The organism is Streptomyces sp. NPDC126499, assembly GCF_040302485.1.
Classification (GTDB): domain Bacteria; phylum Actinomycetota; class Actinomycetes; order Streptomycetales; family Streptomycetaceae; genus Streptomyces.
In genome coordinates this window covers 1-14666 of the sequence record NZ_JBEOUO010000019.1, presented here as the reverse complement: position 1 = coordinate 14666, position 14666 = coordinate 1, and the positions used below count along the sequence as shown (strand labels likewise).

The 14666-nt window shown below is 74.1% G+C and carries 11 protein-coding genes; 3 read left to right on the top strand and 8 right to left on the bottom strand.

The genetic code is table 11. The features are described 5' to 3' along the window. Window positions 1-34: 34 nt before the first annotated feature. A complete protein-coding gene (locus tag ABTZ91_RS25250) occupies window positions 35-862 on the bottom strand; it encodes a sulfurtransferase (RefSeq protein WP_352079520.1) in 828 nt (275 codons plus the stop codon). Between the two features lie 224 nt (window positions 863-1086). Between ABTZ91_RS25250 and ABTZ91_RS25245 the strand changes: the two genes are divergently transcribed. After that, on the top strand, window positions 1087-1863 hold the full coding sequence (locus ABTZ91_RS25245) for a VOC family protein (RefSeq protein ID WP_352079518.1): 777 nt from the start codon (window positions 1087-1089) through the stop codon (window positions 1861-1863). Here ABTZ91_RS25245 and ABTZ91_RS25240 read toward each other — a convergent pair. From ABTZ91_RS25240 to ABTZ91_RS25230, 3 genes are read right to left on the bottom strand one after another with little or no spacing between them, the layout of a single operon-like run. Beyond that, window positions 1832-3289: a polysialyltransferase family glycosyltransferase gene (locus ABTZ91_RS25240; RefSeq protein ID WP_352079517.1), complete on the bottom strand. Its 1458-nt coding sequence runs from the start codon at window positions 3287-3289 to the stop codon at window positions 1832-1834. The genes ABTZ91_RS25245 and ABTZ91_RS25240 overlap by 32 nt on opposite strands. Before the next feature lie 2 nt (window positions 3290-3291). Beyond that, complete coding sequence (locus tag ABTZ91_RS25235; protein WP_352079516.1) at window positions 3292-4266, bottom strand: glycosyltransferase family 2 protein; 975 nt, start codon at window positions 4264-4266, stop codon at window positions 3292-3294. Between the two features lie 39 nt (window positions 4267-4305). After that, window positions 4306-7227 carry a YfhO family protein gene (locus tag ABTZ91_RS25230; RefSeq protein WP_352079515.1) on the bottom strand — a complete coding sequence of 974 codons (2922 nt, stop codon included), beginning with the start codon at window positions 7225-7227 and terminating at the stop codon, window positions 4306-4308. Window positions 7228-7364: 137 nt separating this feature from the next. On the opposite strand from ABTZ91_RS25230, the gene ABTZ91_RS25225 reads away from it, so the two are divergent. Next, on the top strand, window positions 7365-8357 hold the full coding sequence (locus ABTZ91_RS25225) for a DJ-1/PfpI family protein (RefSeq protein ID WP_352079514.1): 993 nt from the start codon (window positions 7365-7367) through the stop codon (window positions 8355-8357). Window positions 8358-8463: 106 nt separating this feature from the next. On the opposite strand, the gene ABTZ91_RS25220 is transcribed toward ABTZ91_RS25225, so the two are convergent. From ABTZ91_RS25220 to ABTZ91_RS25205, 4 genes are all read right to left on the bottom strand, one after another. Next, the gene (locus ABTZ91_RS25220) at window positions 8464-9111 is read right to left on the bottom strand and encodes a thymidine kinase (RefSeq protein ID WP_352079513.1); all 648 of its coding nucleotides are present in this window, start codon (window positions 9109-9111) and stop codon (window positions 8464-8466) included. An 80-nt stretch (window positions 9112-9191) separates the two neighbouring features. After that, a complete protein-coding gene (locus ABTZ91_RS25215; RefSeq protein WP_352079512.1) occupies window positions 9192-10397 on the bottom strand; it encodes a nucleotide pyrophosphatase/phosphodiesterase family protein in 1206 nt (401 codons plus the stop codon). Next, on the bottom strand, window positions 10397-10990 hold the full coding sequence (locus ABTZ91_RS25210) for a DUF5998 family protein (RefSeq protein WP_352079511.1): 594 nt from the start codon (window positions 10988-10990) through the stop codon (window positions 10397-10399). The genes ABTZ91_RS25215 and ABTZ91_RS25210 overlap by 1 nt, the downstream gene beginning before the upstream one ends. An 89-nt stretch (window positions 10991-11079) precedes the next feature. After that, window positions 11080-14070 (bottom strand): GNAT family N-acetyltransferase, encoded by a 2991-nt coding sequence (locus tag ABTZ91_RS25205; RefSeq protein ID WP_352079510.1) that lies wholly within the window; start codon window positions 14068-14070, stop codon window positions 11080-11082. A 177-nt stretch (window positions 14071-14247) separates the two neighbouring features. Between ABTZ91_RS25205 and ABTZ91_RS25200 the strand changes: the two genes are divergently transcribed. Further along, window positions 14248-14529 (top strand): HPr family phosphocarrier protein, encoded by a 282-nt coding sequence (locus ABTZ91_RS25200; protein ID WP_046910823.1) that lies wholly within the window; start codon window positions 14248-14250, stop codon window positions 14527-14529. Window positions 14530-14666 lie beyond the last annotated feature (137 nt).

The window sequence follows — 14666 nt, the reverse complement described above, 5'->3', positions numbered from 1 at the left end:
AGCGGGCCTGCCGCCCCAGGCGAGGATCCTGCGACTAGCGCGGGTCCGGACCCGTGGCCACCGGGCGGGAGGGGTCGGAGGACCACTCGGACCAGGAGCCCGCGTAGAGGGCGGCGGGGATGCCGGCGATCTCGAGGGCGAGGACCTCGTGGGCGCCGGAGACGCCCGAGCCGCAGTAGACGGCCACGTCCGTGCCCTCGGCGGCGCCCAGGCCGGCGAAGCGGGCGGCCAGGGTGTCGGCGGGCAGGAAGCGGCCGTCGGGGCCCACGTTCTCCGTGGTCGGGGCCGACACCGCGCCGGGGATGTGCCCGCCGACCCGGTCGATGGGCTCCACGTCTCCCCGGTAGCGCTCCGCCGCACGCGCGTCGAGCAGCAGGCCCGAGCCGGCCAGCGCCGCCGCGCCGTCCGCGTCCAGCAGACCGAGCGCGCCCGGCCGCGGCTCGAAGTCGCCCGGCTCCGGGGACGGGATGTCCTTGGACAGCTCCCCCTCCCAGGCGGCGAGGCCGCCGTCCAGGACCCGTACATCGGGATGCCCGGCCCAGCGCAGCAGCCACCAGGCGCGGGCCGCGCCCCAGCCCAGGCCGCCGTCGTAGACGACGACGGGGGTGTCCGCCGAGACGCCCGCGCGGCGCATCGCGGCGCCGAAGGCGGCCAGGTCCGGCAGCGGGTGCCGGCCGCCGCGTCCGGGCGGGCCCGCGAGTTCGGTGTCGAGGTCCACGTAGACGGCGCCGGGAAGGTGCCCGGCCTCGTACTCGGGGCGTCCGGGCGGGCCGCCGAGGGTCCAGCGGACGTCCAGGAGGACCGGCGGCCGCGCACCGGCCGACTCGCTCAACAGTTCGCTTGCGGAGATGATGGGCTTCATGGGTGCCATCCTCGCGCAGCGCGCGCCCTGAAGACGCCCCCCAAGACGCCCCCCGCCGGAAACGTCGGGGGCGCGCGGCCCGCCCCGCGGTGCAACCATCGGCACGGGACGTACGACCGGTCGATGTGTACGACGGGCCGAAGATGGGCAGGGACCCGCCGGAGCCCCGCCGTACGGCCCGCCGACCCCACCCTCGTACGGCCACTGGCGAGGAGAGAGTGACGATGACCGAGGCGACTCGGCGCACCCCCGGTACACCCTGTTGGGTGAGCTTGATGGTGCACGGACTTGACACGACGCTGGAGTTCTACGCGTCGTTGTTCGGCTGGGACTTCGTGCCCGGCCCGCAGCAGCTCGGCCCCTATGTGCGGGCGCTGCTCGACGGCCGCGAGGTGGCGGGGATCGGCCGGCTGCCGCCCGACCGCCATCTGCCGATCGCCTGGACGACGTATCTGGCCACGGACGACGCCGACGAGACGGCGGAGACCATCCGCTGCTGCGGAGGCACGGTCGCCGTCGGTCCGCTCGACGCGGGCGAGGCCGGGCGCCTGGTGATCTGCTCGGACCCGGCCGGCGCCGTCTTCGGCGTCTGGCAGGCCGAGGCCCATCACGGCACGGCCACCGCCGGACCGGCCGGCACCCCGGTGTGGAACGAGCTCCTGACGTACGAGACGTCCTCGGTCGGCAAGTTCTACCGGACGATCTTCGGTTACGAGGTCGAGCCCGTCGTCTCCGCCGACTTCGACTTCCTGACGCTGCACCTCGACGGTCGGCCGGTCGCCTCCCTGCACGGCGTGGGTACGGCGCTGCCGCGGGACCGGGGCGCGCACTGGATGACGTACTTCGAGGTGGACGACGTCGACGCGTCCACCCGGCTGGTCTCGGAGCTCGGCGGCCAGGTGCTCCGCCCGCCGCGCGAGGGCACGGCGGGGCGGCTGGCCCTGGTGACCGACCCCGAGGGCGCGGTCTTCACACTCGTACGGTCGGCCGAGCGGAGCTGACGCCCCGGGCCGCCACCAACTCCAGCTCGGCGAGCCGCTCGGCCGGGAAGTGCAGGGCGACGGCCGGGTCGCCGCGGTGCTCCGCGAGGTAGCGGACGGTCTCCTCGCGCAGCCCCGGGTGGGCGGCCGGCCGCATGCAGTAGCCGACGGCCCGCACCAGCGGCCCCAGACCGGCGGGCGCGCCGCCCGGCACGACGGGCTCGGCGCCGCCCTCCAGGTCCGGCACGAGACGGTCGACGACGGTCAGCGGTACGCGGTTGCTGTTCTCGTACGGGGTGAGGCGGGCGAGGACGGTGTCGGTGCCGACCCGCGCGACGGGCACGCCGTAGTAGACGGCGGCGGTGAGCATGGCCGTGGAGAAGCAGCCCACCACCAGGCGCGGCCGGCACCGCTCGTAGAAGGTCTCGGCGAGCAGCGGACCGTCCAGGACGGTGAGGGTGACGCCGGCGCGGGCGGCCTCCTCGTGGAGGGCACGCGAGTAGCTCGCGGGGGCCGTGGGGTGGGGCTTGAAGACCACGGAGCGGTGCCCGGCCGCGGCGGCGCCGCGCAGCATCCGCACGTGCAGGTCCTCCTCCTCCTCGACGGTGAGGATGCCGAGGACGGCGAGGTACTGGCCGAGCAGCAGGGCGGTGGGCGCGGCGGCGACGGCGGCGTCGAGGCCCGCTGCCTCGGCCGTCGTCCCGGCGGCGTCCGCGATCTCCCGCAGCACGGCCCGGAAGGCGTCGTCGGGGACCAGTTCCGCCCCGACGCCGTACTCGGTGAGCAGCAGGGGGCGCAGCCCCGGCACGAGGTCGAGGTGGAGGAGGCGGCGGATGCGGCAGGCGATGGACTGGGGCAGTTCGTCGCGGGTGGGGCCGTAGCTCATCAGGCCGTCCGCGTAGACGTGGACGGCGCTCTCGGCGAAGACGGCGGCGAGCGCCTTGGCCGGGTTGACCTGGATGGACTCGACGACGACCTCGACGGTGGCCGAGCCGAGTCCCCAGGCGGTGCGGAAGACCCGCTGCCAGAGGGGGGACTCCTCGGGGCGGGGTGCCCAGGAGCTGGGGTGGTGCGGGTGGACGGCCTCGTTCCAGTCGACGACCTCGTCGAAGCGGGTGGCGATCCGCTCGTATCCGGTCACGGCGTCGAGGCGGACGGCGGTCTCGGGGACCTCCGCGTTGTTCGCGACGAGCAGGAGGCGCCGGGCGTGTCCGGGGGCGCCGAACTGTCCGGCGTCGATGGCCGCGGCGACGGTCGCGGCGCCGTAGAGGGTGGACACCTGGAAGATCTGAACGTGGTCCCCGTGGTTCGCGCGATCCGTGCTGTTCACCCGGTCCGCGTGGTCCGTGCTGTTCGCCCGGTCCGCGTGGTCCGTGCTGTTCACCCGGTCCGCGTGGTCCGTGCTGTTCACCCGGTCCCCGTGGTCCACGCGCTTCGTGGTCGACATGGTCAGGCGGCCTTTCCGGTGTCGCGCAGGCTCCTGAGCAGGGTGCTGCGGGAGGTGTCCATGGTCGCGAGGGTCTCGTCGAGGACGGACTGCGGCATCCGGCGCAGGGCGTCGGTGACGTCGCGGCGGAGCCGTTTGGCCACGGCCGGCTCGTACTGGTCGGCCTTCGCCATGTGGAAGGCGATCATCGCGCAGTAGGTGCGGACGGCCTTCGGCAAGAACCGGTCGGCGTCGCGGTCGCGGGAGACCTCGTCGAGGAGCAGGTCGTAGGAGGGGATGAAGTCGAGCTGGCGGTTGTCGGTGATCTGGGTGAGCGAGGTGGTGACCCCGCGCCGGTAGAAGACGCCGTGCAGGGAGAGCGCCGCGTAACTGCGGGCGGTGAGGTGGAGGCGCCAGATCCAGAGCCGGTCCTCGGCGGTGCGCAGCTTCGTCTCGAAGCGGGAGGCGCCGTTCTCGAACAGCCGGGCGCTGTAGATGCCGAACGGGACGAAGGGGTAGTCGACCATCGTCACCATGCTGGCCGGGGCGATGCCGTCCCTGGGGTCCATGACGGTGTCGCGCCGCTTCGCCGGGGCGTAGCGGATCTGCCGGTTGCGGCCGGTGGACAGGACGTGGTCGGTGCGGGCGAAGTCGCAGCCCAGACGGTGGATTCCGGCGACCATCGCGCGCAGGTGGCCGGGCGCGTACCAGTCGTCGCCGTCGAGGAAGGTGAGGTAGTCGCCGGTCGCCGCCTCGATCCCGGTGTTGCGTGCCTGGGCGACGCCGAGGTTGGTCGCGTGGCGGATCACGGTGGCCTGTGGGATGCGGTCCTTCCAGCGGTCGAGGAGGTCCGGCGTCTCGTCGGTGGAGTGGTCGTCGATCAGCAGGAACTCGATGTCGGTGCCGGCGGGGTCCGCGTTGTCCGCGAGGCTGCGCAGGGTGTCGGGGGCGTAGGGCCCGACATTGTGGAAGGGCACGACGACGGACAGTTTCGGCACTCGGACTTCCCCACTCGTGTGTCTGTACTGCCGGGCAGACTAGGCAGCGCTCTTCTCCGCGGGACGAGGCGCGGGTTCACGCGCGGTGAACTCTTGCCGTCCCTCGGGTGCACGGGTGCGGCGCCGGTGGAGGAGGGCGGTGGCGAGCAGCGCGGCGAGGGCCACGGCTCCGATCGTGCCGCCGAGCCGCAGGCCGGGCGGCTGGAAGGAGCAGGTCACGGAGGTGGCCCGGCCGTCGAGGGGGACGGCGAGCAGACCGTGGCGGCTGTGGGCGGGGGCGAGGGGCGCGTCGCCGGCCGCGCAGCGCCAGCCGGAGATCCGGGGGACGGCGAGGACGGCGGTGCCGGTGCTGCCCGGGGGCAGGTCGGCGGTGAGGGTGTGGCCCGTGGTGCGGACCTCGGTGGCTCCGGTGGCGGTGAGCTGCCGTACGGCGGTGTCGAGCCGTTCCTGGACGAGGCAGCCGATGGGGTGCGCGGGCAGCTTGGGCTCGGTCTTGGTCTTGGTCTTGGTCTTGGTCTTGGTCTTGGTTTCGGCCTTGGGCTTGGTTTCGGCTGGGCCCTTGGGCCGCAAGGCGATCCGGACGGTGCCGGTGGCGGGGGTGGTGCCGAGCTGTTGCATGGGGGCGAGGACGGAGGGCTGCTTGCCCGCGAAGTCGACGGGCTTCGCGCCGGCGAGCGCGGCGGTGCCCTGGTACTCGGGCGCCCAGAACCAGACCCGGGAGCCGGCCGGGCAGCTCGCGGCGAGGATGGTGGTGCCGTCGGGGGCGGTCGTACGGCGCGGGGCGTCCGGCACGTCGTACACGGTGTGGCCGAGGAGGAGTTCCTGGCGGGTGAAGGCGGAGTCGGCGGCCCGTGCGGCGAGGGCCGTCCCCGGTGTCGGCCGGTGGACGGTGACGAGCGGCGGTACGGGAGTGTCGGTGGCGGTGATGCGGGCCTGCGGCAGCCGGTCCAGGCCGAGCGGTGCCGAGGGGGCCGACCGCATCCGGGTGCCGATGGAGAAGATCGCGTCGGTGACGGGGTTGTCCAGGCTGACGGGGTGCCGGCCCTTGGCGTAGTAGCCGAAGCCCAGGCCGGCGAGCATGCGCGAGTACGCGGCCGAGGTGAGGCTGCTGTAGTAGTCGGCGCCCTCCCCGCCGACGATCAGGACGTCGTTGCCGCCCGGGACCTCGCCCGGGTCGGTGCGGTGACGCGGCCAGGCGTCCTCGGCGTCGACCGCGTGGGCCATGTCGCTGTGCCAGGGGCCGAGCCGGGGCGACCAGGAGACCTTGCTCAGCTGCTGTTCCTCGATGCGCTTGCCGGTGACGAGGGTCTCGCCGGCCTGGGCGGCGAGCAGCAGTCCGACGGCGAGGACGGGCAACAGCCGGCCGCCGGGGCGGCGGCCCGCGAGCAGGGCGGCGACGGCCGCGAGCACGGCGAGCGCGGCGGCCGCGGCGACGGCGGGGTAGGTCCAGCGGTCGATGTCGACGCTGCCGCGCGCGGCGAGCGCGGCGCCCGCGAACAGCGCACCGCCGGCGAGCAGGGCGGCCGGCCGGGGCAGCCCCCGGGCCGTGGACAGCCAGGCCGCGACGAGGAGCAGTCCGCACAGGACGAAGGTCTGGCGGTACGGGATGCCGTTGGGCGAGGCGCCGGCATGCCAGAGCAGATGCGTCGGCTCCCACTGGAGGGAGAGGCCGACCAGGACGATCGCCGCGCTCCAGCCGACGCGGTCCCGGGCGGGGACGGCGCGGTTGAAGGGCAGGGTCAGCGCGAGCACCAGGGCCGGCGTGCCGATGAAGAGGGCGGGGCTGGCCACACTCGCGGTGGCCGGCAGGAGACGGGCGAGGACGTCCGCCCAGAGGGCGGGCGCGAAGGCGGTGGGCGGGGTCGGGTCGGCGACCTTGGTGCCGAGGAAGATCACGACGACGAGCGGGGCGGCGAGCCCGATGCCGATGAGGACGGTACGGGCGGCCCGCAGCAGCCCGGTGAGGCGCGGGCGGCGGGCGGCGGGGGTGGTGGTGCGAGTGGCGGAGGTGGTGCGAGTGACGGAGGTGGTGCGAGTGACGGAGGTGGTGCGGGCGGCGGGGGTGGTGCGGGCGGTGCGGGCGGCGGGGGTCGTGGTGGCGGCGGCCGGGCGTTCGGCCGGTTCATCGGCCGAACCGTCGGCCGGGCCCGTGGCCGAGCCCTGGCCCTTGCTCTGGCCCTGGCCCTTGCCCTGGTCTTCGCCCTGACCCCGGACTGCGCCCTGGTCCTGGCCCTCGGCCGCCGTGTCCTCGGCGATGAGGAGGCGCACGGCGAGGACGACGGCGGCGCCGATCGTCGCCATGTAGGCGGTGTAGAAGTTGGCGAACCAGGCGAGGGCGACGACCAGCGGCCCGAGCACCGGCCTGCGGCCCTGCCGCGCCCACTCCCCCACCAGGCAGAGCAGCGGGAAGGCGACCAGTCCGTCGAGCCACATCGGCACGCTGGCGCCGTAGTTGAAGGTCCAGCCCGACAGCGCATAGGCGGTGCCGAGGACGACGGCCACCGGCCAGGGGCCGCGCCGCAGCGTGAGCAGCAGGGCCGCCATCGCCGCGCCCGCGGCGGCGATCTTGGCGGCGGTGATCACGTACAGGGCGAGCTCGGGCCGGTCGGCCGGGAAGAGGACGACGAGCAGTCCGAAAGGGCTGCTCAGATAGGTGCCGAAGTCGCCCAGAAAATTGGATCCAAAACCCGATGTCCAGTTCAGGAAGAGGTCCCCGGGGGTCTCGCCGAGGAGGAGCTTGCGCCAGTACACGTGATACGGCAGGTACTGCTGGCCCAGGTCGACGATGTTGCGGGTTCTGGATCCAAGGGGGTGGCTCCCGGCGAGCCGGCCGGCGAGACAGAAGAGGAGACCGGTGAGGAGGGCCGCGCCGACCGCCGCCCGCAGTCGCGGCCTGGACCCGACCGCCGCCCTCGGTCGCGGCCGGGACGGGGAGGGCTCTGTCTCGGCAGCGGGTGGCACACGTCCTCCAGGAGCTCTGCGGTGATCGCCGTAGGACGGCATTACCGCCGAACCGGGCGACGGCCGGCCCATCGGCAGGCGGTCTGTGCGCACACCTCAGGTGAACAGCGGGTGCCCTCCCTCGTACGATGCCGATCATGAGCCCCGTCGAACGACTCGTCGTCATCCTCCTCTTCGAGGGCGTCGACCTGCTCGACGTCACCGGACCGCCGGAGGTCTTCGCCCTGCTGCGCCGCGAGACGGACGAGGAGCCGGGCTACGAGGTCGTCCTGGCCGCCGAGACCATGGACCCGGTCACCACGTCCGCCGGAGTGCGCGTCCTGCCGGACGTCACCTTCGACGAGCTGGCCACGCGGGCCGTCGACACCCTCCTCGTGCCCGGCTCCGTCGAGGTCGACGAGCGGCGCCGGGTGCGGGCGCTGGTCGACCCCTCGGTGGTCGACCGGGTGCGGTCCCTCGCCGAGCGGACCCGGCGGGTCACGTCCGTCTGCGTCGGCGCGCACATCCTGGCCGCCGCCGGACTGCTCGACGGCCGGCGCGCCACCACCCACTGGTCGACCGCCCAGCAGCTCGCCGCCGAGCATCCGGAGGTCGAGGTCGACGCGGACCCGATCTTCATCCGGGACGGCGACGTGTGGACGGGAGCGGGCATCAGCTCCTGCCTGGATCTGGCGCTCGCCCTCGTCGCCGACGACTTCGGCGAGACGACGGCGCTGCGGATCGCCCGCCAGCTGGTGATGTACGTGAAGCGGCCCAGCGGGCAGAGCCAGTTCAGCGTGCCCCTCGAACCGGTCTCCACGACCCGGCGGGTGGAGGACCTGCGCCACTACATCACCCGCAACCTCGGCGAGCGGCTCACCCTCGCGGACCTCGCCGCGAGCGCCCACATCAGCGAGCGTCAGCTCACCCGGATCTTCAAGTCGGAGCTGGGCACGACCCCGAGCGCGTACGTCGAGTCGGCCCGCGTGGAGATGGCCCGCCGGCAGCTGGAGTCGACCGACGCCACCCTGGAGCGGATCACCACCCTGTGCGGGTTCGGCACCACGGACACGCTGATACGGGCGTTCCGCCGCAGGCTCGACACGACGCCGATGGAGTACCGGCGCCGCTTCCGGGCCACGCCCGACTGACGGCCACCGGCCACCGGCCACCGGCCGACGGTCAGACGACGACGGTCAGGACCACCACGGTCAGACCACCGACGTTCGGACCACCACCGGGCTGACCGCCCACACGTCAGCCCAGGCTCACCGGCAGCACGTCCGGCGACAGGGCCGCCGCCCGCGCCGTCGCGCTCGTCATCCGCTTGCGGTGGTGCCGGCGGCACAGCACCTCGTAGCCGATCTCGTTCCCCGCGTTCACGTCGCCGACGACGACCTGCGCGCCCTCGACGACCATCTCGCCGCCGACGGTGCGCGCGTTGTGGGTGGCGCGGGCGCCGCACCAGCACAGGGCCTCGACCTGGAGGACCTCGACGCGGTCGGCGAGTTCGACGAGCCGCTGCGAGCCGGGGAACAGCTTGGAGCGGAAGTCGGTGGTGATGCCGAAGGCGAAGACGTCGAGTTCGAGGTCGTCGACGACCCGGGCGAGCTGGTCGATCTGCTCGGGCGCGAGGAACTGGGCCTCGTCGGCGATGACGTAGTCGCAGCGCCCGCCCTTCGACAGATGGGCGACGAGGTACGCGTAGAAATCGAAGCCCTCGGCGGCCTCGACGGCGTCGGTGACGAGCCCGAGGCGGGAGGAGAGCTTGCCCTCGCCCGCGCGGTCGTCCCTGGTGAAGATCATGCCCTGGAGGCCCCGCGCGGAGCGGTTGTGTTCGATCTGAAGAGCGAGGGTGCTCTTTCCGCAGTCCATCGTTCCGGAGAAGAACACCAGCTCGGGCATGGGAGGTCGAGGACCTTTCACGATCGGGGGAGGGAGGGGCGGGGGCGGGCGAGCGGGACGCTTCGGGGAGGGCTTCCGCGTCAGGTGCGGACTTCGAGGAGCGGCACGAGCTGCTCCGCCGCGGTCATGGACCCGTGCATGCCCACCATGGCGGACTCGTTCGGCTCGTTGACGGAGGCCGTGAGGGCGAGGTCGCCTTCGGCGGCGGCGACCACGTCGCCGATCCGTCCGTACACCCGCTCGTCGATCCGGTCGCCGAACCAGCCGAGCCCGATGGCCTCGTCACGGCTCGCCACCCAGAAGCGGTCGCCGAGGACCTCGCGCCAGCAGGTGAGGACGTCCGCCTCGGCGCCGGGAACGGCGTAGACATGGCGGGCCCGGCCCTCGCCGCCGAGGAGGGCGACCCCGGCGCGCAGCTCCCAGTCCTCGTCGAAGTCGATCCGGTGGTCCTCGTCGAAGGGGATGTCGACCATGCCGTGGTCGGCGGTGACGTAGAGGGCGGCGCGGGGCGGGAGCTGTTCGGCGAGCCGCTGGACGAGCCGGTCGACGCACATCAGCTGGCCGCGCCAGGCGTCGGACGCGATGCCGAAGCGGTGTCCGGCGCCGTCGAGCTCGCTGTAGTACGTGTAGACCAGCGAGCGGTCGCCGGCGGCGAGCTGCTCGGCGGCCAGGTCCATGCGCTCCTCGCCGGAGAGCCGTCCGTGGAACGTTCCGCCACTCAACGCGATCTTGGTGAGCGGGGTGTCCCGGAAGACCGGCGAGGAGACCTGGGCGGTGTGGATCCCGGCCTCGTCGGCGAGCCGGAAGACGGTGGGGTACGGCTGCCAGACCGGCGGCGAGGTCCAGGGGTTCCAGCGCAGCTGGTTCATCAGCTCGCCGGTGTCCGGGTTCCGCACGGTGTAGCCCGGCAGACCGTGGGTGCCGGGGAACTGTCCGGTGCCGACCGAGGCGAGGGAGGTCGCGGTGGTGGCGGGGAAGCCGGCGGTGAGGGGGCGGCCGGTGCCGCCGCGGGAGGTGGCGAGCAGCGAGGTGAGATAGGGCGCCTCGTCCGGGTGGGCCTTGATCTGCTCCCAGCCGAGCCCGTCGATGAGGAAGACGCAGTTGCGGTCGGCGGGCTCCAGCTCCGTGAGGCGCGCCTCGCAGCCGGGCACGCCCTGCCCGGCGACGAGTGTGGGCAGGAGGTCGGCGAGGGAGCCGGTGCCGTATGCGGGGACGGGCGCGGTGGCGGGGTCCAGCGGAACCGGGTCGTCGGGCCAGCCCTCGGTCAGAGCCACGGGCAGGACCATCAGCGGGCGGCCTGGGTCGACGCGGTGGCCTCGGACAGCGCCTGGGCGAAGGCCAGGGTCTGCCGGACGGTGTCCGGGCCGTCGCCGGCGTCGCTCACCCGGAGGCTGAGGTCGTCGGCGGTGGAGTTGCCGGTGTAGCCGTGGTCGGCGTCGCAGTTCGGGTCGCCACAGGCGGCCGGCTCCAGGTCGATCCGGGAGACGGCGCCCCAGCCGATGGTGAGGACGACCTCGCGGGGCAGGGTGCCCGGGGTGTACGACTCGGGGTTGGCGACGACCCGGCTGACCACGATCGAGGAGATCCGGTCGAGCTTCACGGACTCGGTGGACGTCGTGGCGTAGGGCGTCGGGGAGCTGCTGTCGGCGGCCTGCTCGTCGGTGTGGCTGACGATGAAGCGGTTGGCCGTCAGGACGAGGACGGTGACGTGGCGGCGGACCTCGTTCGCGTCGAAGGTGGTCTCCTGGTGGACCACGTACGACGTGATGGCCTCGCCGCCGACGGCGGCCTCCACCGCCTCGGCCACGAGGGCCGGGTAGTAGCCGCTGCGCTCGATCGCCGCGCGCAGCCCCTGGGTCGTCGTACCGGTCTTCGCCATGGACTCCATCCTACGGGGCGGTGGGGGCCCCTCCGGCCCTCCGGCGCCGCTCGGCGGCTCGGTCACGGCGTGCTCCTTCCGCCGGTCGGCTAGTAGCTCGGGAGGCGCCGCGGGCCGAGGTCGCTGCGCGGCGGGGGCGGGGCGAGGCGGACGGTGGCGCCGAGGACGGACAGGCCGCGGGGGGCGACGACGACGGGTTCGAGGGAGATGGCGACGACCTCGGGGTGGTCGTCGACGAGCCGGGAGACCCGCAGCAGCAGTTCTTCTAGGGCGGGGGTGTCGACGGGGGCGGTGCCGCGCCAGCCGAAGAGGAGGGGGGCGGTGCGGATGGAGCGGACGAGGTCGGCGGCGTCCCGGTCGGTGGCGGGGACGAGCCGGTGGGACATGTCGCCGAGGAGCTCGGAGGCGGCGCCGGCGAGGCCGAAGGAGAGGACGGCGCCGACGGCCGGGTCGATGGCGGCGCGGACGACGGTGTCGACGCCGCGGGGCACCATGGCCTGGACGACCGGCTGGAGCTCCTCGGGCTTGCCGAGCGTGTCGGTGAGCTCGGCGTAGGCGGTGCGCAGCTGGTCCTCGGTGGCGAGGTCGAGGCGTACGCCGCCGAGGTCGGGGCGGTGGCGCAGGTGGGGGGCCGTGGTCTTGAGGGCGACGGGGAAGCCGAGGCGGGCGGCGGCCCGTACGGCCTCGTCGGGGGTGGGTGCGGGCAGGGTGGGCAGGACCTCGATCCCGTACCGCCCGAGCAGGGCGCGGGTGTCGTCGGCGCCGAGGGTGACACCGCGCGTGTCGACGGCGCGTGTGCCGAGGATCCGGTCGATGAGGGCGGCGGCGCCGGCCTCGTCGATGTGCTCGAACTCGGGCACCCGGCCAGGGTCGGTGGCGGTCTGACGGCGCCACTGGCCGTAGCGGACGGCCTCGGCGAGGGCGCGGACGGCCCGCTCGGCGGCGGGGTAGGCGGGGATGGGGCCACGGGGACCGGCCGGGTCGCCGGAGGCACGGGGCTCGGCGTCGGGCGTCCCTGAATCGGCGGCGGGTGTCCCGGCCTGGGCGGCGGGCGTCCCCGCGTGCGGGAGGGGTGTCCCCGCGTGGGCGGCCGGCGTCCCCGCGTGGGCGGGTGGCTCGGTGGCGGAGGCGGGTGGCTCGGTGGCGGGGGCTGGTCGTTCGGCGGCCGGGGCGAGGGGGGCCGCCGGGGTGGCGGGGCGGGTGCGGGTGGCCGCGGACAGGGCCTCGGCGAGGGCGCCCATCTCGACGTGGACGACGACGACCGGCTTGGCCGGCCCGGGGGCGGCGACGGCGGAGCGCAGGGCCGTGGCGAGGACCTCGCCGTCGCCCGACTCGGTGGCGCCGTTCTCGCCGACCCAGGGGATGGCCGTGACGACGACGGCGTCGCAGGCCTCGTCGGCCAGGGCGGCCGTCAGGGCGGTCCGGAAGTCGGCGGGGGTGGCGCCGGTGGTCAGGTCGAGGGGGCGCAGCGGGCGCAGCCCCTCGGTGAGGCAGGCGTCGTAGGTGAGCAGGCCGAGCGACTCGGAGTTGCCGAGGATGGCGACGCGGGGGCCCGCCGGCAGCGGCTGGTCGGCGAGGAGGAGGCCCGCGTCGACGAGCTCGGTGACGGTGTCGACGCGGATGACGCCCGCCTGTCGCAGCAGGGCGGAGACGGTGGCGTGCGGGATGCGGGTGACCGGGACGCGGTGGCCGGGCGGGGCGCTGCCGCTGTGCCGGGCGCCCTTGACGACCACGACGGGCTTGACGGCGGCCGTCCGGCGGGCGAGCCGGGTGAACTTCCGGGGGTTGCCGATCGACTCCAGGTAGAGGAGGACGACGTCGGTGGCGGGGTCGTCGTACCAGTGCTGGAGGAGGTCGTTCCCGGAGACGTCGGCGCGGTTGCCGGCCGAGAGGAAGGAGGAGAGTCCCGCGCCGCGCCGGTGCAGTCCGGCGAGGAGCGCGATGCCGATGGCGCCGGACTGGGTGAAGAGCCCGATCCGCCCGGCGGTCGGCATCTGGGGGGCGAGCGAGGCGTTCAGCCGTACGGACTCGGCCGTATTGATGATCCCGAAGGCGTTGGGTCCGATGATCCGCATCCCGTACGAACGGGCCTGGCGGACCAGGGCGCGCTGGCGCTCGCGGCCCTCGGCCCCGCTCTCCGCGTATCCGGCCGAGAGCACGACCAGGCCGCGCACCCCGTGCTCGCCGCAGTCCGCGACGGCTTCGGGGACGCGCTCGGCGGGGACGGCGACGACGGCGAGGTCGACGGGCTCGCCGATGTCGGCGACGGAGCGGAAGGCGGGGACGCCCTCCAGCTCGTGCCGGCCCTCCCCCAGCGCGGCGTTCACCGCGTGGACGCGGCCGGTGTAGCCGGAGTCGAGGAGGTTGCGCAGCACGGTCCTGCCGACGCCGCCGGGGGCCCGGCCGGCTCCGATCACGGCGACGGAACCGGGGGCGAGGAGCCGTTGCACGGAGCGGGCCTCGGCACGCTGTTCGCGGGCGCGCTGGACGGCGAGGGAGCGGTCGGTGGGCTCCAGGTCGAGGTGGAGGCGGACGGAGCCGTCCTCGAAGCTGCGCTTCTGGGTGTAGCCGGCGTCCGTGAAGACCTTGATCATCTTGGTGTTGGCGGGCAGCACTTCGGCGGCGAACCGCCGGATTCCCCGCTCGCGGGCGACCGCCGCGATGTGTTCGAGGAGGGCGGAGGCGACGCCCCGCCCCTGGTGGGCGTCCTGCACGAGGAAGGCGACCTCGGCCTCGTCGGCGGGGGCGGAGGCGGGGCGGCCCTGCTCGTTGATGCGGTCGTAGCGGACGGTGGCGATGAACTCACCGCCCACGGTCGCCGCGAGCCCCACCCGGTCCACGAAGTCGTGGTGGGTGAAGCGGTGGACGTCCTTGGCGGACAGGCGCGGGTAGGGCGCGAAGAAGCGGTAGTACTTCGACTCGTCCGAGACCTGCTCGTAGAAGCTGACCAGCCGGTCGGCGTCGTCGGCGGTGATGGGCCTGATGCGCGCGGTGCCGCCGTCGCGGAGGACCACGTCCGCTTCCCAGTGGTCGGGATAGGCGTGCTCCGGCTGCTCCGACTGTTCCGACGCGCTCTGCATGGGGCAAGCGTACGGCCGGGGTCCGACAGTGGCACCGGTCGCGCGGCAGGTGTGCTCCGGGCAAGGTAGGGAAGGCCGAACGGCGGCCCCCGCCGGGGTCGAAGGTCGGTACGAGAGCACGTCGCCACCCGTGAGAGACTGGTCTAGACAACCGCTGAAAGTTGAAGGGCAACCACCATGGCTGAGCGCCGCGTCAACGTCGGCTGGGCCGAGGGCCTGCACGCCCGCCCCGCCTCCATCTTCGTCCGTGCCGCCACGGCCGCCGGCGTCCCCGTGACGATCGCCAAGGCCGACGGCAACCCGGTGAACGCCGCGTCCATGCTCGCGGTGCTCGGCCTGGGTGCCCAGGGCGGCGAGGAGATCGTGCTCGCTTCGGACGCCGACGGCGCCGAGGCCGCGCTCGACCGCCTGGCGAAGCTGGTCGCCGAGGGTCTCGAGGAGCTCCCCGAGACCGTCTGACCCGTCTCCTCCCCGACGACGGATCACGAGGGCCGCGGGGGCCGGGCTTTGCGGGGGGGCGGCCCCGGGGTTTGGGGGCCCGGGTAAACCCGCGCCCCCCCCCCACCGCCGCCCCCAAAAAAACGCAACAGCACAAC